Annotated in this window: 18 protein-coding genes; 2 read left to right on the top strand and 16 right to left on the bottom strand. The window is 45.0% G+C overall.

The window, feature by feature from the left end; genetic code table 11:
• The 10 genes from ABUA31_RS14150 to ABUA31_RS14105 all read right to left on the bottom strand — a co-directional run.
• The coding region (locus ABUA31_RS14150; protein WP_349824063.1) for a PolC-type DNA polymerase III N-terminal domain-containing protein at window positions 1-502 on the bottom strand (502 nt) is incomplete at its 3' end.
• 2 nt (window positions 503-504) lie between these two features.
• Window positions 505-1,554 (bottom strand): flavodoxin-dependent (E)-4-hydroxy-3-methylbut-2-enyl-diphosphate synthase, encoded by a 1,050-nt coding sequence (ispG, locus tag ABUA31_RS14145; RefSeq protein ID WP_022216771.1) that lies wholly within the window; start codon window positions 1,552-1,554, stop codon window positions 505-507.
• Window positions 1,555-1,612: 58 nt separating this feature from the next.
• Window positions 1,613-2,710, bottom strand: a complete 1,098-nt coding sequence (locus ABUA31_RS14140) for a M50 family metallopeptidase (RefSeq protein WP_055144682.1) — start codon at window positions 2,708-2,710, stop codon at window positions 1,613-1,615.
• A gap of 1 nt (window position 2,711) precedes the next feature.
• Window positions 2,712-3,854, bottom strand: a complete 1,143-nt coding sequence (dxr, locus tag ABUA31_RS14135; RefSeq protein WP_349818305.1) for a 1-deoxy-D-xylulose-5-phosphate reductoisomerase — start codon at window positions 3,852-3,854, stop codon at window positions 2,712-2,714.
• A gap of 92 nt (window positions 3,855-3,946) precedes the next feature.
• On the bottom strand, window positions 3,947-4,744 hold the full coding sequence (locus tag ABUA31_RS14130; protein ID WP_022216774.1) for a phosphatidate cytidylyltransferase: 798 nt from the start codon (window positions 4,742-4,744) through the stop codon (window positions 3,947-3,949).
• 21 nt (window positions 4,745-4,765) lie between these two features.
• Entirely contained in the window at window positions 4,766-5,494 is a 729-nt protein-coding gene (gene uppS, locus ABUA31_RS14125) for an undecaprenyl pyrophosphate synthase (RefSeq protein WP_022216775.1), read from the bottom strand.
• 45 nt (window positions 5,495-5,539) lie between these two features.
• Window positions 5,540-6,085: a ribosome recycling factor gene (frr, locus tag ABUA31_RS14120; RefSeq protein ID WP_015534829.1), complete on the bottom strand. Its 546-nt coding sequence runs from the start codon at window positions 6,083-6,085 to the stop codon at window positions 5,540-5,542.
• 45 nt (window positions 6,086-6,130) lie between these two features.
• Window positions 6,131-6,829, bottom strand: coding sequence for a UMP kinase (gene pyrH, locus ABUA31_RS14115; protein ID WP_055145001.1), 699 nt, complete (start codon window positions 6,827-6,829; stop codon window positions 6,131-6,133).
• Between the two features lie 250 nt (window positions 6,830-7,079).
• Entirely contained in the window at window positions 7,080-8,492 is a 1,413-nt protein-coding gene (locus ABUA31_RS14110; RefSeq protein WP_055144688.1) for an LCP family protein, read from the bottom strand.
• Between the two features lie 120 nt (window positions 8,493-8,612).
• A complete protein-coding gene (locus tag ABUA31_RS14105) occupies window positions 8,613-9,425 on the bottom strand; it encodes a Cof-type HAD-IIB family hydrolase (RefSeq protein WP_055224117.1) in 813 nt (270 codons plus the stop codon).
• A gap of 122 nt (window positions 9,426-9,547) precedes the next feature.
• Here ABUA31_RS14105 and ABUA31_RS14100 point away from each other — a divergent pair, with 122 nt between their 5' ends.
• Window positions 9,548-9,946 (top strand): 23S rRNA (pseudouridine(1915)-N(3))-methyltransferase RlmH, encoded by a 399-nt coding sequence (locus tag ABUA31_RS14100; RefSeq protein ID WP_015534825.1) that lies wholly within the window; start codon window positions 9,548-9,550, stop codon window positions 9,944-9,946.
• A gap of 6 nt (window positions 9,947-9,952) precedes the next feature.
• On the opposite strand, the gene ABUA31_RS14095 is transcribed toward ABUA31_RS14100, so the two are convergent.
• Both ABUA31_RS14095 and ABUA31_RS14090 read right to left on the bottom strand, forming a co-directional pair.
• Entirely contained in the window at window positions 9,953-10,408 is a 456-nt protein-coding gene (locus tag ABUA31_RS14095; protein ID WP_015534824.1) for a 23S rRNA (pseudouridine(1915)-N(3))-methyltransferase RlmH, read from the bottom strand.
• 15 nt (window positions 10,409-10,423) lie between these two features.
• A complete protein-coding gene (locus ABUA31_RS14090; RefSeq protein ID WP_055273494.1) occupies window positions 10,424-11,872 on the bottom strand; it encodes an SLC5/6 family protein in 1,449 nt (482 codons plus the stop codon).
• 272 nt (window positions 11,873-12,144) lie between these two features.
• On the opposite strand from ABUA31_RS14090, the gene ABUA31_RS14085 reads away from it, so the two are divergent.
• Complete coding sequence (locus ABUA31_RS14085) at window positions 12,145-14,169, top strand: Na/Pi cotransporter family protein (protein ID WP_022216779.1); 2,025 nt, start codon at window positions 12,145-12,147, stop codon at window positions 14,167-14,169.
• Between the two features lie 110 nt (window positions 14,170-14,279).
• Here the strand turns inward: ABUA31_RS14085 and ABUA31_RS14080 are convergent, their stop codons facing one another.
• The 4 genes from ABUA31_RS14080 to ABUA31_RS14065 all read right to left on the bottom strand — a co-directional run.
• Window positions 14,280-14,942 carry a thiamine diphosphokinase gene (locus tag ABUA31_RS14080; protein WP_015534822.1) on the bottom strand — a complete coding sequence of 221 codons (663 nt, stop codon included), beginning with the start codon at window positions 14,940-14,942 and terminating at the stop codon, window positions 14,280-14,282.
• A 22-nt stretch (window positions 14,943-14,964) separates the two neighbouring features.
• Window positions 14,965-15,627, bottom strand: a complete 663-nt coding sequence (gene rpe / locus ABUA31_RS14075; RefSeq protein ID WP_055144695.1) for a ribulose-phosphate 3-epimerase — start codon at window positions 15,625-15,627, stop codon at window positions 14,965-14,967.
• On the bottom strand, window positions 15,627-16,499 hold the full coding sequence (gene rsgA, locus ABUA31_RS14070) for a ribosome small subunit-dependent GTPase A (RefSeq protein ID WP_055224231.1): 873 nt from the start codon (window positions 16,497-16,499) through the stop codon (window positions 15,627-15,629). Before rsgA ends, rpe begins: the two co-directional genes overlap by 1 nt.
• 14 nt (window positions 16,500-16,513) lie before the next feature.
• The coding region (locus ABUA31_RS14065) for a PASTA domain-containing protein (RefSeq protein ID WP_349824062.1) at window positions 16,514-18,009 on the bottom strand (1,496 nt) is incomplete at its 5' end.

The following is an 18,009-nucleotide window of genomic DNA, read 5'->3' as shown; positions in this document are numbered from 1 at the left end:
GTATCTGGACCGTATACCTTTTATTGCCAAATACAAACTTACGGATACACTCCTCCGCCTTTTCTATATTCGGTCTGCTTATTATATGTCTCGATCTTATGTCAACCTGCAGGATATTTTTACTGTCATATATCGTAACTTTTGTCACATACACCTCGGTGAACAGACCTGCAAGCTCCTTAGTCATCTCCACTCCGGGGAACACCGTCATGAAGAGCTCCGCCTGCTCATTTCCGGCATCTGAAACCGCCGTTGCAGAGCCATCACTGACCACGTCTTCGTCCTCGGCATCTTCCTCCATATCATCTGCGATATGCCAGTCCGAGTCGTGAACATCCGCCTGGGTGTACGATGCGCTCTCCTGCTGCATATCAGCATACATCTGGCTCTCATACATCTCCTGTTCAGCCATCTGGGCTTCATAATCCATCTGAGTCTGCATCTCATCGGCATACATCTGATCTATATTCTCTTGTTCCAAAATACGATCTTCGTTGTTCAATCCTATTCACTCCAATTATCTAACTCGCGCTTCAGCGCCGGTATAAATTCATCCTCACTGAGTTTGCCAACTATCTCACCCTTTTTGATGAGCAGTCCGCAGCCCTTGCCTCCTGCAATACCAAGGTCTGCCTCCTTGGCCTCTCCCGGGCCGTTCACCACACACCCCATAACTGCGACTTTAATATTGAGATGGTCATAGTCTGACACAAGCTTTTCAACCTTGTTTGCAAGTCCGATAAGGTCAATCTCAGTACGTCCACAGGTCGGACATGACACAAGCTCTACTCCACCCTTTCTGAGTCCAAGAGCCTTGAGAATAAGCTTTGCCGACAGGATCTCATCCACCGGATCTCCTGTCAGGGACACTCTTATCGTATCGCCTATTCCCTCATGGAGTATGATTCCAAGTCCCACCGATGATTTGATATTTCCTCTTGTGACGGTTCCTGACTCCGTGATTCCCACATGCAGAGGGTAATCTGTCTTGTCCGCGATGAGCTCATGGGCTCTCACGCACATCATAACATCAGACGACTTGATGCTTATGACTATGTTGTGATAGTCAAGCTCCTCGATCATGCGCACCTTGTCAAGAGCGCTCTCAACTATTCCCTCTGCGGTCACTCCGCCGTACTTCTCCACGAGATTCTTCTCCAGAGAACCACTGTTTACACCGACCCTTATAGGAATATTTCTCTTTCTGGCAGCCTCGACTACCTTTGCCAGCTTCTCCTGTCCTCCAATATTTCCCGGATTTATCCTGATCTTGTCCACACCATTTTCTATGGCCTTTATGGCAAGCCTGTAGTCAAAATGTATGTCGCCCACAAGCGGAATGTGGATCTGTTTCTTTATAGCCGGGATTGCATCTGCTGCAGCCTCATCGTTTATCGTACATCTGATTATGTCACATCCGGCCTTCTCAAGCTGGAGTATCTGTGCAACCGTAGCCTCCACATCGCTCGTCTTTGTGTTGGTCATGGACTGTATAAGTATCGGATTGCCTCCGCCTATAACCCTGTCACCTATATGGATCTCTCTTGTCTTCATATATACTCACAGCGCCAGTACATAAGCACTGGCGCCTTTCCTCCTTCTTTAATTGCCTTTAACTGAAAAATACATTCTTTATATCATTGAACAATATTACGACCATGAGGATCATGACCAGCACAAATCCCACAAATGTGACTATGTTTTCCTTGTCCTTCGGAACCTTCCGCCTGGTTATAAGCTCGATCAGCAGGAACAGGAAACGTCCTCCGTCAAGTCCCGGTATCGGAAGCATATTCATGATTCCAAGGTTGGCCGAGAGAAGCACTATATAGTTCATCCAGTTGAGGAGAACCGTAAGGACATCGACCTTTGCAGCCTCATTGAACGTATCGTTCATGGACTTTGCCACACCCACAGGGCCGGACACCTCATCTGAGCTGACCTGTCTGGTGACTATGAGCTTAAGGCTCAGGAACGTGGCCTTGACCCAGTATCTGACCTCATAGGCAGAATACTTCATCAGCTCGCCAAAATTCTGTGGCAAGACATAACCGCAGCTTACGATTCCCACCTTATAACCTGCACTTGTCTCCACCGGATATACAGTCGTATCGTACACCGTGCCATCCTTCTTCTGCATCTTGAGGTCTATAGGAGAACCGTCCCCGTATATCTCAAGATATATCTGAAGCTCCCTGAAGTTCTTGATCTTGCTTCCGCCGATCTCAAGGACGGTATCTCCATCCTCTATCCCGGCCTGCTCCGCAGGATAAACTCCATTGAACTCCTTGACAACATCCGCATACTCGCTTTCCTTCGCCATCTCGCTGTCGTACACCCTGCCGATAGTCGCAGGATCTGTACCACAGAAGTGGATTATGACCGCTGAAAAGATAAATGCTATAACTATGTTCATGAACGGACCGGCAAGAACCTCCGCCATACGCACCCATATGGACTTCTTCTCAAATGCGTTCTCGTCATCCTCATGACCTTCCTCGCCTTCGCTTAGCAGCATACAATAACCGCCCAGAGGTATGAGTCTCAGTGAATACTGTGTATCCTTCTTGGTAAACGAGAAGAGCTTTGGGCCAAGTCCCATGGAAAACTCAATTACCGATATATGATTGATCTTTGCGACAATAAAATGTCCAAGCTCATGAAAAAATATTATCACACCAAATACTAGAATTATGAGAATTATGTTCAATCTACCACCTGCTTTCTACAAAATCATATACCCAGCGCTCAGTGTCGAGTATCTGTGACACGTCAGGGTTTTCTATAACTGTATGACTCGCCATACACTCCTCTATTATCCTGTATATATCGAGGAAGCGTATCTTCCTGTCAAGGAATTTTGCCACTGCGCACTCATTTGCCGCATTGAATACAGTCGGCATTGAACCGCCATCTGCTATGGCAGAATACGCATACTTTAATCCCTTAAATGTATTCATGTCCGGCTTCTCAAGAAGAATCGAGTTCATAGTCCAGAAGTCCAGTCTGTCACCGGCCATGTATCTTCTCTCCGGATAACACAAAGCGTACTGTATCGGAAGCTTCATGTCCGGAGTTCCAAGCTGTGCTATGACTGCGCCATCCCTGTACTCAACCATCGAGTGGATTATGCTCTGTGGCTGGACTACCACCTGGATATTCTCCGGCTTCACATCAAAAAGCCACTTTGCCTCTATAACCTCAAGTCCCTTGTTGACCATGGTTGCTGAATCTATTGTTATCTTTCTTCCCATACTCCAGTTTGGATGCTTGAGCGCATCCTCCACCTGAACATTCTCAAGAAATGCGGTATCCTTTCCCCTGAAAGGCCCACCTGACGCTGTGAGCAGTATCTTCTCCACATCGCCGTGCACATTTCCCTGAAGGGACTGGAATATAGCGGAATGTTCGCTGTCAACAGGCAGTATCGCTACATTCTTCTCCGCCGCCAGCGGCATGATGATATGTCCCGCTGTCACCAGAGTCTCTTTATTGGCAAGTGCTATGTCCTTTCCCGCATTTATGGCTGCTATAGTCGGTCTTATTCCGATCATACCAACTATTGCCGTGACAAGGATGTCTGATGACGAAAGCTCTGCTATCTCTATCAATCCGTCCATGCCCGCAACAACTCTTATGTCAGTGTCCGCAAGGCACTCTCTGAGTCTCGCAGCATTCTCTTCGCTCCATATTCCCACAACCTCAGGCGAAAACTCCCTCGCCTGTTTTTCCAGGAGCTCTATATTACTTCCGGCGGCAAGCGCCACTATATTCAGATCTTCCTGAACCCTAACTATCTCAAGGGTCTGTGTTCCAATTGAACCTGTAGAGCCAATTATCGCTACATTCTTCATGTTATCCTCCTGTATCCGGATTTACCGGATCATCTATCCGAATATAATAGGCAGTATCCAGTGAACCCACTGGGCACTGCCCATCATGTATCCTACAGCAGATATACAAGCAGATAATAAATTATCGGTGCTGTAAATATTATGCTGTCAAATCTGTCCAATATTCCTCCGTGACCCGGAATCAGCTTTCCGTAGTCCTTGATGTCGTTATTTCTCTTTATCGCAGATGCTGCCAGATCTCCAATAACCGCCGGAAGTGCACCGACAGCGCCGACAACTGCAAAAAGTAATGGCGCATAGTTCATGGTGTCTACATACTTATCAAACAGTATGCCAAACACTGCTCCGAATACACCTGCTCCAACGATACCGCCGATAAGACCCTCTATGCTCTTCTTAGGGCTGAGCACAGGTGCCATCTTGTGCTTTCCGAGGGCTCTTCCCACGAAGTAAGCACATGTATCATTTATCCATGAGCTGACAAATATCAGCAGGACAAGTACCAGTCCATGCTCCATGTTTCTTATGAGATATACAAATGACAGCATGACACTTACATAGAAGAAATCCATAAATGCCGCCATGATCTGTTTATCACTGTATGTTGGGAATGTCAGCACATACACAGCAAGCATAACCAATAAATATATGACCATCATAGGAACAATAATGTCCATACGATCCAGGTATATGGCTATATAATACAGAACTGTCGCCAGGTAACACACGATTCCCGGAGTCTTCTTGTTCACTCCGTATACTCTGAGCAGCTCCATATTGCCCACAAGGGATACCAGAGCCATAAGGCCGCATGTTACTATCCCTCCAAAATATAATGTGATGGCCAGTATCACTACCAGAACCGCACCACTTATCACTCTCTGTTTCATTAACTAATATCCTCCGGATAACTATTTTGCATCTCCGAATCTTCTCTCTCTCTTATTGTAGTACCTCACGGCTTCTATCAGAGAATCCATGTCAAAATCAGGCCACAGTGTATCTGTAAAATAAAACTCAGAATATGCAAGCTGCCATGGGAGGAAGTTGGATGTTCTCTCCTCACCGCTTGTCCTTATTAGCAGATCAGGATCAGGCACACCCTTTGTGTCGAGATATTCCGCAAACAGGCTCTCGTCAATGTCATCCGCACTGATCTTTCCCGCATCGGCATCCTTCATGATCTTCTTCACCGCCCTGACAATCTCATCACGTCCACCGTAGTTTATCGCTATATGGAACTGAAGTCCTGTATTCCCCGCAGTCTCCCTCTCCAGATCATCCATCTTCTGAACTATATCCTCCGGGAGGCCCTCTCGCTTACCTATGAGGTTAACCTTCATGTTGGAGTTGTTAGATCTCTCTATACTGTCAACCAGGTACTTTCTGAAAAGATTCATGATACCTGTGACTTCCTCAACAGACCTCTTCCAGTTCTCCGTGGAAAAAGCATACACTGTAAGATACTTTATTCCAAGCTTATCGCAATTTTCACATATAGCCTCTAGAGCCTTCGCACCCTCTGCGTGTCCATAGTTTCTGGGAAGAAATCTCTTCTTTGCCCATCTGCCATTTCCATCCATGATCACAGCCACATGCTCCGGCACATTAAGTAATTCTCCGTTAATCTCTCTCTTCATATTCTCTCCGCATTCCATTTGAGGGATACATCATATCCATGATTATTATACTGTCATGATCTCCTTGGATTTTGACTCAACAGCCTTGTCGATCTGACCAACGTACTTATCTGTGAGCTTCTGGATCTTGTCCTCGTTATCCTTGAGCTCGTCCTCGCTTATGTCTCCGTTCTTCTCCATCTTCTTGATGGCATCGTTGGCATCACGTCTGATGTTTCTTATAGCGACCTTTGCGCCCTCACCCTTCTTCTTGATATCCTTGACGAGCTCTTTTCTTCTGTCCTCTGTGAGCTCTGGGAAGTTGAGGATGATGTTTCTTCCATCGTTGTTAGGTGTGATTCCAAGATCAGAATTCATGATAGCCTTCTCTATCTCCTTGACAAGTGATGGCTCCCATGGTGCGATGACCAGTGTTCTGGCCTCTGGAACAGTTATATTTGCAAGCTGCTGCATAGGTGTTGGAACTCCATAATACTCAACCTTGATCTTGTTGAGGATGTTAGGGTTCGCTCTTCCTGCTCTGATGGTAGCATACTCAGCCTCAAGATTCTCAACTGACTTCTGCATCTTCTCTTCGTACTGTGTTAACATGATTCATTCCTCCTGGATTATATATTTTTCTTATTATTTTCCCTTTTATTCCGCATTCACATATGTTCCGGTGAAACCGCCTGTAACGGCTTTCACTATGCTGTTCTCATCATTCAAGCCAAACAGCATCATAGGCATCTTGTTCTCCATGGCAAGAACTGCTGAGGCAAGATCTATTACTCCGAGCTTGTTGTCTACTATATCGCTCATCTTCATGCTGTCATACTTCTTAGCGTTCGGATTGGTCTTAGGATCACTGTCATATACTCCATCGATGGCCTTACCTGAAAGAATGACATCTGCCTGAACCTCTATTGCCATAAGCACTGTCGCCATATCTGTTGAGAAATATGGATGGCCGATTCCACCTGCAAAAAATACGACATCTCCCTGCTCCATATATGCGATTGCCTTGTCCTTGTCAAAAAGCTCAGTCATATTACCACATACAAATGGTGTCATGATGTGTGTCTTTATTCCGCAGCTTCTGAAGCTGTCCGCTGTGTAGATACAGTTCATGACAGTTGCCAGCATTCCTATGGAATCCGCCTTAACTCTGTCCATGTTGTCTGAGGTTCTTCCTCTCCAGAAGTTTCCTCCTCCTATTACTACACATACCTGTATTCCCTTGTCTACTATCTGCTTTACCTGATTGGACACATCTCTGACTGTCTCCTCGTCAAAACCATGTTTCTTATCACCGGCAAGAGCTTCACCGCTCATCTTGAGCAGAATTCTGTCCATCTTCATATCGCGATCCATCCTTTGTGTTCATATTTTATTATTCATATTATATATCGTCATATCCTGGCATGATAACCCATGCAGACATCTGCCTGACGACCTGATTCATTATAGCACATACCCTTTACATTTCAAAGTAAAAAAGAAAGGCACATATCACTGTGTACACGTGCATATGATATGTGCCTTGCTGTTATGCTTATTTCTGTTATATGTCACCCGACAACCTGCTTTCAGATCCCAGATATCATCAATAGCCATCAGAATAATCTGACTCCGTCGATACAATGGAATCCACATCATCCTGAACTGTAAATGTATCAAGATCGAGCTGATTCTCACAGCCTGAATCATTGATGATGTTGTAGCTTATATTCTGTACGGTAGCTGACGGTGTATAATTCATGTCGTCGAACAGGAATCTGTGAAGTGCTGTGGCATTCGTTGCGAGATCACAGGCAACGACATAGCTCACCTCATCCATGGTAGGACTGGCGATGGTAAACGGGAATCCTGTTGTAGTAGACAGCTTGTAGTTGAAGCAGGATTTTGCCATATCAATGATCTCTTCCTCTGTAAGGCTTGATGCAACATCATCCACAACCACGTTGATACAATCAAGCAGCTTGGAGATTCCTGCTGTCTTTGCCGCCTCTATCATCTTGGAGATAACTGTTCTCTGTCTCCATGTTCTTGTTATATCACCCTCATCTGTACTTCTGATTCTGGAGTAGGCTGTAGCCTGCACACCGTTCAGATGAACGACACCTGTGTCATATACATAATCTGAATAAATACCATTTACACCCATCTGCTCGTCAATACACTGGTTGAGCTTATAAAGCTCCTCCTCCTTCAGCTCTATATCAATTCCACCCAGGGCATCGATGGCTTCTGTGAGGGCTGTGAAATTGACTGCAACGTAATCTGTTATATTCAGGTCAAGGTTCTTATTTATCATATTGACAGCGCCCTGTGCTCCGCCGTATGCGTATGCATGAGCTGCCTTCTCGTATGACTGGCTGTCATTACAGAGCTCAAGGTAAGTATCTCTGTACAGTGAGAGAAGCTTGACCTCCTGTGTATCATTGTTGATGCTACAGATGATTATACTGTCTGAACGCACTCCTTCGTCAACCATGCCTGCATCTCTGGTATCTATACCAAACAATGCGATGTTGGTGTATCCTGTCATCTTCTTGACTGTTTCTTCATCCAGATCCTCATTTATATGAGTGTCCTTCAGCTCTTTGTACTGCATCTTGTTATATGTGTTGTTGATGTACGCCTTCACAAACAGAACACCTATGACTATGGCTGCAACAGCCTCGATTGCAAGTATGATTCCCCATACTCTGTTCTTTTTCTTTCTCTTCTGATCCTTCATATCCTGCTCTTCTTCCGCATATTCATCTTCATAATATTCATCATCCGATGTATAAGCTTCCTCTTCTGATGCCGCATCCTCTTCATCGTCTGCGCCCGGTCCAAATGCGCTGTCGGAATAATCATCCTTTGCAATACCGGTTCTGCCATGATCATCTGAATAATCGTCGGCATCGTCATCGTAATCATCTTCATCGTCAAAAAGCATCTCTCCGGCATATCTGCCCTTAACACGCTTCATATCATCGTCATCATGACCACTCATTTTATTTCCCATATTTTTCTCCTAAATATCGAATGTATCTGCCAAAATTTAAATCATATAGCAATACATTTTACTACAAATATCTCATCAATTCAACGGGATACACATAATTCACACATTTTTTATACTTGATCAGTCAGCCAGGATAAACTTGTCCACCACCGGCACAAGTCCGTCCTCGTCATTTGACAATGTTATATAATCGGCATGTTCCTTCACTATGTCCTGTGCATTTGCCATGGCGACTCCCACCCCGGCATACTCTATCATCGTGAGGTCATTATATCCGTCACCGCACGCCACAAGATCCTTTCTGTCCATATCAAGGACCTCAAGAAGCTTCTCAAGGGATGTTGCCTTGTGAACATTTGGCGGCATGATCTCCACAAAATATGGCTCCGAGCGGAATATATTAAGCTGATCACCGAACTTTTCTGCAAGCTCCTGCTCTATCTTCTCCGCCTTGTCAGGATCTGCGGTAAGAAGACATTTGTTGAGAGGAAAATCGATATATTCCCTGAAGTTATCTATCCTCATGATCTCCATATGATTGATACTTGCCTCAAATGTCATGTATCCGTCTATATCAGTTCCGGTTATAACTCGGTCTCCATCGTATGTCACCATTCCGCAGCCCGCTTTCAGACAGTAATCATATATATCCCTCACCACATCATTGTCAAGCACAGCCTGATATACCACCTCGCCGGTACTGTAATCGACGATCCTTCCGCCGTTGAAAGCAAGCACATATCCGCCAAATCTGTCAAGCTCTATGGTGTCTGCTATCTTCCTTATTCCAGGCAGTGGACGTCCCGATGCTATCGCAACGATATGCCCCTTCTCCTGTGCCTCTATTATTTTCTCCAGCGTTGCCGGAGTAATATCCTTCTGAGTATTTGTCAGCGTTCCGTCAATATCAAGTGCCAGTAATTTTTTACTCATTTTATCCTCCATAATGTTATAACATAATTTGCTATATATTTTCTCCTTGATGCTATATAATGTCAGAGTTAGGATGCCGTTACGCCATCCTGCCGCCCATTTCTGACTTTAGGAGAAATCACATGGATATAAACATATACGTTAATCAGAAAAAAATCAACCCTTTGTATCAGAAAGCCATCGCCGAGTACGTCAAGAGACTTTCTCCATACTGTACTCTGTCTATAGTATGTGTTGCAGGGAAAATTAAATGCACCTCAGGGAAAAACACCACAAACTACTGCATATCCGGCTCCGATACCATCTCATCTGAGGACTACGCAGCCCGCATCAACAGTCTGACTTCAAGCGGTACCTCAAAGATAAACTTCTACATAGGGTACGATGAATCACTCACAGCTGATATGGAAAATTTCTCTCTCTGTTCAGTACAGCCGTCCGCCGAGATGACTGCCCTCCTGCTGTCCGAGCAGACCTACAGGGCATACACTATCCTGAACAACATAACCTACCACAAATAATCCCTGTCAGCTCCGGCTTATGATCGCAAGCTGCTCCGCCAGCGTCACCCTTATGAGCTGATGCGGAAATGTCATATCCGACACGCTCATCCTGTAATCAGCCCTCCTCACTATATCTGCAGCAAGTCCAAGAGATCCCCCTATCACAAATGTAACCGTGTCATGTCCGCGCTCCGATGCCCTGCGGACCTGATCGGCAAGTCCTTCCGTGGTCGTCTTCTTTCCTTCTATACACAGTGCGATAACATAGTCGTCTCTCCCGATCACATGTCTCAGCCTGTCCGCCTCGGCCTCAATGATCATGGCATTTACCTTGTCGCCAGCCTTCTGAGGTATCCTCTCGTCAGGAACCTCGCATATCTCCAGACGCCCTCTCTTGTCGATCTCCTTCTTATATTCATTTAACATCTGCGTAAAATGCTGTTCCTTTATCCTGCCGACGCAGGCAATCCTGTATATCATATGAACTCCTTCAGATCAGGCCTGATCAGCCCTCATCCTGTCAAATATCTTCAGTTCTTCCTCTGTATTTTTCTGCGTGCACACACTTACTCCAATGGTGAACAGCAGACTCACTGCAAATCCAACCACGTCACCGCTGATACCCGAGTATGCCGCCAGGCTGCCTCCGTTCACAAACGGGAGATATTTCCACATAACAAATGTGAGTATTCCTGCTATTATTCCGGCATACATGCCTTTTCCGGTCGCATGCCTGTACGTCAGTGTACAGAAAAGAGGAGCCGCAAGTGCCGCCGCACACAATCCCCAGTTGTCGGCGATCATATGCTCTCTGTTGAATTCAACAAACTCTGCCACCAGGAAAATGCAGCATCCGGTCAGCACAACAACACCTATATCTATAAGAAGCTTTGCGATTCCACCGGCTCTTGAGATTGCCGGAACAAGCCCTCTTATATGTTCGCATATATTTCTCATGAACGATTCCAGCATTACGACAACCGCCGCTATAAACACCATAAGCGCGGCAAATCTGAACACATACGCATAGGTTCCCGTTCCAAGCAGCTTCTTGAACATCTGGTTGTACACCTGGAATGAGTTCATATTTTCCCATACCTTCTCAGGATAGAGCACCGGTACGACCAGAAGTGCCAGTATACAGCTTGAAAGTATTGTGAACCCTTCAAAGATTACAGCCCATATTCTTCCGACATCGAGCTCCTTGATATCCCGGATATTTAAGACACCCTTGTACATCAGCGGCATAGCTATACATCCAAGTCCTACTCCCGTCATGGATATCGCACTTCCTATATCCACTGTTTTGCCATCGTAATACAGTATATTCAGATAAATGCTGGTTCCCCCTGCAAGCCTTGATCTCCTGTAATTGTCAAGTATCTCCCTCGCATCCATCCTGTAAAATACCAGTCCGATCATCGTCAGACATACGATTATAACCATTATGAACACTATTGTCTTGATTATTCCCATCAGCTTATTGTCAACCAGTATGGTGGCAAGGATGAGAAATGACACTATGATGGCAAGGCTTATGCTCTCCGGCATGTCCATAAAATAGGCGACAACCGATACGATAACCTTGAGAACAGACACCAGTATCAGGCCAAGCGTCACTATCCATATGACGGACACCAGATCTTTCAACTTCCATGACCCATATCTTGCTGCGAACAGCTCCGGAGCATTGTGTATCTTTTTAGGGGATATCTCAGCATACGAATTCATACGCTTTGACAGAAATATCCATCCGACAACATTGCCCACGAACAATCCCATGGCCACAAGGCACTGTCCTGCACCATGTATTACTATATTAATAGGCAGCAGAAATATGACCCACAATATTACATCATTGGCGCATACCTGCCCTGCGGTGGACACACCGCCACAGTTCTGCCTTTTGATTCCAAATACTCTCTTATCACTAAAAACAGACATGTATCAGCCACTCCATTCTTTTATCTGAATCTTCGTTATCATTTTTATATAATATACCCTGCTCATTCTACCACAGTTGAAGTTTTGCCGCCACCATCATATTTATTGTGACATTTGCCGAAATGTTACCATCAATTGCATTATTTTTTCAATAGTACAAAAACTAGTGATGTGTTATAATCTGAATCGTATGGGATTTTACATATTTATTACATATTTTTTACCTGTCAGAAACACAGGTAAAATTCATTTTACTCAGGAGGGCTATAATTTTGGATTTATTTTCTATTTTAACATTGCTCGGAGGCGTAGGTTTATTTCTGTTCGGAATGAATCTCATGGGTGCCTCGCTGAAGAATCTCGCCGGTGGCAGTCTGGAAAAGGTTCTTGAGAAACTTACAACCGGAAAAAATCAGTTTACGGGAACTATCAAGGGTTTTACACTCGGTACAGCCGTAACAGCCATCATTCAGAGTTCGGCAGCAACGACCATCATGCTCATCGGCTTTGTAAATGCCGGAATCATGAAGCTTGGGCAGGCCATACCTGTCGTGTTTGGTGCCAACATCGGTAGTACCGCGACCGCACAGATCCTTCGTCTTGGAGATCTTGCGGAGACTAATATTCTTCTTAAACTTTTAAAACCGTCATCATTTGCTCCTATCCTTATATGTATAGGTGCATTTATCATACTATTTACAAATAACAACAAGAAACGTGATATTGCAAGTATTCTTGTTGGTCTTGGAATCCTCTTTCTCGGCATGAATACCATGGAGGGTGTATTTGCGCCACTTAAGGAATCAGAGAGCTTCCAGAATCTGTTCACATCGTTTAATAACCCATTACTTGGTATTTTAATAGGACTTGTGCTCACAGCCATCATACAGAGTTCATCTGCATCAGTAGGTATACTCCAGGCCATTTCGTCCACAGGCGTCGTTACATACGGAACAGCCATTCCTATCATTATCGGTCAGAACATCGGTAAGTGTATGACCATTATCCTCGGGGGAATCGGTGCGAACAAGAAGGCAAAGAGAGTTTCTCTCTCATATCTTCTCTTTAACATATTCGGAGCTGTGTTCTTTGTTATTGTCATATACGGACTTCAGCTTTTCATAGACATGCCTTTCATGGACAAGGTCGTAAACCGTGGTAACATTGCAAACGTCCACTTCCTGTTCAACTTTATCATAAGCCTGATACTTCTGCCATTCTCCAATCAGGTGGCAAAACTTACAGGAAAGATCATCAGGGACGACGAGGAGTCCAAGATCGACAAAGAGCTCGCCACACTGGATCCGAGACTTATCGCTACCCCTTCCATCGCTATTTCACAGGCAAGAAATGTCATGTTTGCCATGGCTGACTGCATAAGAGAGAACTTTGCAATAGCATGCAGACTCATCAGTGATTTCAATGAAGAAGATGCCGCCAAACTCGAGGAGAATGAGGATTTCATAGACAAATGTGAGAGCTCACTCAACAACTTCCTCCTCAAGGTAACATCACAGAACAACATGTCCAGATCCGAACGACTTGATGTGTCTGAGCTTCTGAACAGTCTGAGTGATATGGAAAGGATTGGTGACCACTGTGAGAATCTTCTCGTTGTATCGAGAAATATAATAGATCAGAAGATAAACTTCTCAGATCAGGGAATGAATGAGATCCAGACAGCGCTCAAGGCGACTAACAATATTATTGATATGACTCTGAACGCCTTCAAGGAGGACGATCTTCAGGCAATATCAAGAATAGAGCCACTTGCACAGACCATCAGCGAGATAACAGAGCTTATAAAGGATCACCACGTTGTGAGACTTCAGATGGGCGAATGTGGTATCCCTGGAGGATTTGCACTGGTTGACATTCTCACAAGTCTTGACAGGATCGGAAGCCACTGTAAGAACATCGGCCTTCACATTGCCAAGAAGATCAGGGGTATCCATATGGACGAGATGCACGGACACATCTACATCACCGGATACAAGACATCTGAGGAATACAAGGCTCTGTATGCATATTATTCATCCATGTATGCCGATCCGATAACAGAAGGCTTTGATGCCAGCATCCGCGAACTCCGTGAGTTAACAACACCTGATGAACCTGATAACAAAGCTAAGGTTTCCGGCGACGAGCAAAAGAATGAGTCAAAGAACGACCAGAAGTCCGACCAGAAGAAAAAGTCATCAGCAAAAAACAAAGTAGCCGACAGGCACGAAAAGATAAAAGAAAAGATAAACGAGAAATATCCTGAAAAGGGTAAAAAGAACTCCAAGAAAAAGTAAAGGAATATAACAAACTGCTATGTGAAAAAGCTCTGCACAGATAATACACTGTGCAGAGCTTTTTCGTTATATTTATATTGTAGTTTATATGCCTGGTCTTTTAAACCATATCAGTCACGGCTGTAATTGACGATCATATAGCCATCTTCTATCTCTATCCTTGCATCCTCCGATACAACCCGGTTGCTCACTCCAAGGCTGTCTCCTATCTCAAATGTACGATTCTCCACGTTGTATTCAAACCCTGTAAGTGTTACCCCCGTGACGCATCCACCGTACGGTATAAAAGATATATAATCGTATCCCTCCAGCCGGCTTATTCCGGCACTGGAATTTATCATGGTTATTACATTATGGTCATCCTCTATATACGCATTTACGCCTTTATCCGCACATTCCTTGAGTAGCCCTATGTTTGCCATTGTGTGATCAAGTCTTGTTCCTGTGGCCCCCGATATATAAATATCCGTAGCACCTTCCTCCATGGCATGCATGATGGCTACATGAGTATCCGTGAAGTCCTTGTGTGTGTCCAGATCAACAAACTGTATGGAGTGCATCTTTTTAGCCATCTTCCTGTACACGCCCACAGTCACCTTGCTGGCTGAATCGAAGTCACCCACGATCACATCCGGTACTATTCCTATCTTATTGCAGGTCTCTATACCCTTGTCCACAGCTATCACTCTGCTGCTTTCAAGGTGTCTGTCCATGATTTCCTGAAGTGAATACAGATCAACTCTGCCTCCGGATATTATAATATAACTCTTCATATCACTATTTGCCCTTTATTATCTATGCCTCATATTTCTCAAATACTTTGAGAAAGCTGCAGCTGTTCTCATAAGCATCACCGCCGAATACCGCAGAACCGGCAACTATGACATTTGCACCGGCTTCTATGACGTCACCCACATTCTTCAAATTGACTCCACCATCCACCTCTATATCGAGCTCAAGGCCTCTGTCATCTGCCATTTTTCTGACCTCAGCCACCTTTCTGAGTGCTGAAGGAATAAATGACTGTCCGCCGAATCCCGGATTGACACTCATAACAAGTACCATATCCAGATCGTCTATCACATAGTCAAGCACTGATACAGGAGTTGCCGGATTGAGTGCCACTCCGGCCTTCATTCCAAGCTCATGTATCCTGGCAACGGTTCTGTGCAGATGCTTACAGCTCTCTGCATGTACGGTTACCCAGTCAGCACCTGCCTTCTTGAAATCCTCAAGATATCTGTCCGGCTCCTCTATCATGAGATGCACGTCAAATATCATGTTCGTCTCTTTTCTGAGACACTTTATGACAGGCGCACCAAATGATATGTTCGGAACAAACGCACCGTCCATAACGTCAAGGTGCAGCGCAGGAACTTTCGCTCTGTCAAGCTCTGCAATGCCGTCCGCAATATGTGCAAAATCAACTGACAATAATGAAGGTGAAAGAATTATCATTACCATTTCCTCTTTTCTTTTAAGTCGTTATATATCATTACATAATCTTCGTATCTTATACGGCTTATCTCTCCGTCCGCAACCGCCTGCTTTACCAGACAATCCGGCTCACTGACATGATTGCACATGTTGAATCTGCACTTTCCCGTATATGCCGCAATATCCGGGAAATACTCCTTGAGATCCTCCGCCTCTATGGAATCAACATAGAGCGATGAAAAGCCCGGTGTGTCCATAATATATGTCCTGCCGCCAATGTGCATGAGCTCAGAATGTCTCGTGGTGTGCTTGCCACGCTTTATCTTGTCACTTATAGCGCCTGTCTGGGCCTCCGCCTCTGGCTTGATCGCATTGAGAGTAGACGACTTGCCGACTCCCGATGGCCCCGCAAACACCGTTGTGCGGTCTTTTATGATCTCCCTGAGCCTGTCTATGCCCTCGCCTTCCCTGGCGCTTATGAAGATTGTCTCATACCCGCTCTTGCTGTATGATCTGCAAGCCTCCATATTGTCCGGCGAAAGATCCGTCTTGTTAAAACAAATGATAGTCTCAACACCGCTTTTCTCCATGCTGACAAGGAATCTGTCAAGCAGGTTAAAGTTCGGCTCAGGCTCGCTCACGGCAAATATTATGATCGTCTGATCCACATTTGCCACAGCAGGTCTTATTAAAGAGTTAAATCTAGGCAATATCTCAACGATATTACCTAGATTGTTCTCAGGATCAAGTATCTCTATATTCACATTATCTCCGACAAGGGGCTTGATCTTTTTGTTTCTGAAGATGCCCTTCGCCTTACATTCGTACAAATGTCCATCCTCGGCGTCTATATAATAGAATCCACCGATTCCTTTGATTATCTTTCCTGATATGATATCTGCCACTACTAATTACTCTCCTGTGTAAATGTAGCGGACAAACCGCCCGTGTTAAAGCTTGATGTGACATCTATTCCCTCTGAATCCGTGATGGTCACAGAGAATGATCCCTGGTTGCTCTCAAGTCCTGTAGGACCCTCAACTCCATCTATATTGATAGGGAAGTCTCCTGCACCAGCCTTGCCGCTGTATACAGAGAATGTCTGTCTGCCTATTGTGTATGAGATGTCAACTGTCACACTTCCAAATGTATCAAAATCAAACTCTATATTCGATATTGAACCGCTGAAAGATACAGAGTATGTAACCTTCTGAGGTCCCTTACTGACAACATATGACACGGTAGTTCCCTCGTCAACCTCAGTGTTGACCTCAGGATCCTGTGATATTACCTGGCCTTCCTTCACATCATCGCTGTACTCATAGCTTGGATTGCCTACCAGGTTGACCTCCTGAAGCTTAGCTGCTGCATCTGCCTCAGACCTACCCTTGAGGTTAGGAACTGCGATCTTCTTAGTCTCCTTACCGTTACTGATGATTATCTTGACTGTTGAGCCCTCCTCAACCTCTGTTCCGGCAACAGGATCTGAGGATATTACATGATCCTTCTCAACATTATCATCGTACGCATAGCCATGTGTTACCTTAAGTCCTGCCTCCTCGAGCAATGTTGTGGCCTGACTGTCCTCATATCCGAGAACATTCGGCACCTTGGTCTTTTCCTTGCCAGATGACACGTAAATAGTTATCTGTGTATCCTTTGTTATGGATGTTCCATCATCTATACTCTGTGATATTACATAGCCCTTCTCAACTGTGGCATCTGTCTTCTCCACAAATGTATAGTTGGTGAAGCCATTCTTCTTCATCTGCTCCTCAGCCGCAGTCTTATACAGACCTACTACATTGACCATAGGTACTGTCTCCTGTGCAGTTGTGTCGTTCGATCCCTCTGTGGTTATGACATCGGTGCTTTCCTCCGTCTTACCCTTACCGCCCAGAATATTCCAGCCGGCTATCTTGCCTATGAGAAGTATGGCAAGTATGGCAAGAACCACCGCGATGGCAATACTTGATACCATGATTATCTTCTTAAGTCTTGGATCAAGCTCCTCTTCTCCATCGTATTCCTGCTCCTGTTCTCCATCATCTGCCACTGACTCGTCCGTATCATCCTCTTCATCGTCGTCATCTGGGAACAGATCGTCGAACTGTGACGGCGGCATAACTGGCACGTTAGCCTTGATCTCTGACGTTCTCGGACTTACAGGTGGAACCTCCGTAGTATCTGCCTTATCGACCTGTCTTCCGGTCTTGATCATCTCCATCTCCTGCTTTGTCATCTCAATGGTAGGGGATGTAGGAACGCTGGTCTTAGGCACTACTATACAATCTATATTAGGATTCTCTTTTACTCTGTTGAGATCAGCTATAAGCGCATTTGCTGTGAGATATCGTCTCTCCGGCTTCTTCTGTGTACACTTTCTTATGATCTTCTCAAGGC

It is taken from the genome of Coprococcus sp. RTP31081st1_H1_RTP31081_211007, assembly GCF_040227275.1.
GTDB lineage: Bacteria > Bacillota > Clostridia > Lachnospirales > Lachnospiraceae > Coprococcus > Coprococcus aceti.
The sequence above is the reverse complement of the archived record's forward strand: the minus strand, read 5'-3'. Positions and strand labels throughout refer to the sequence as shown.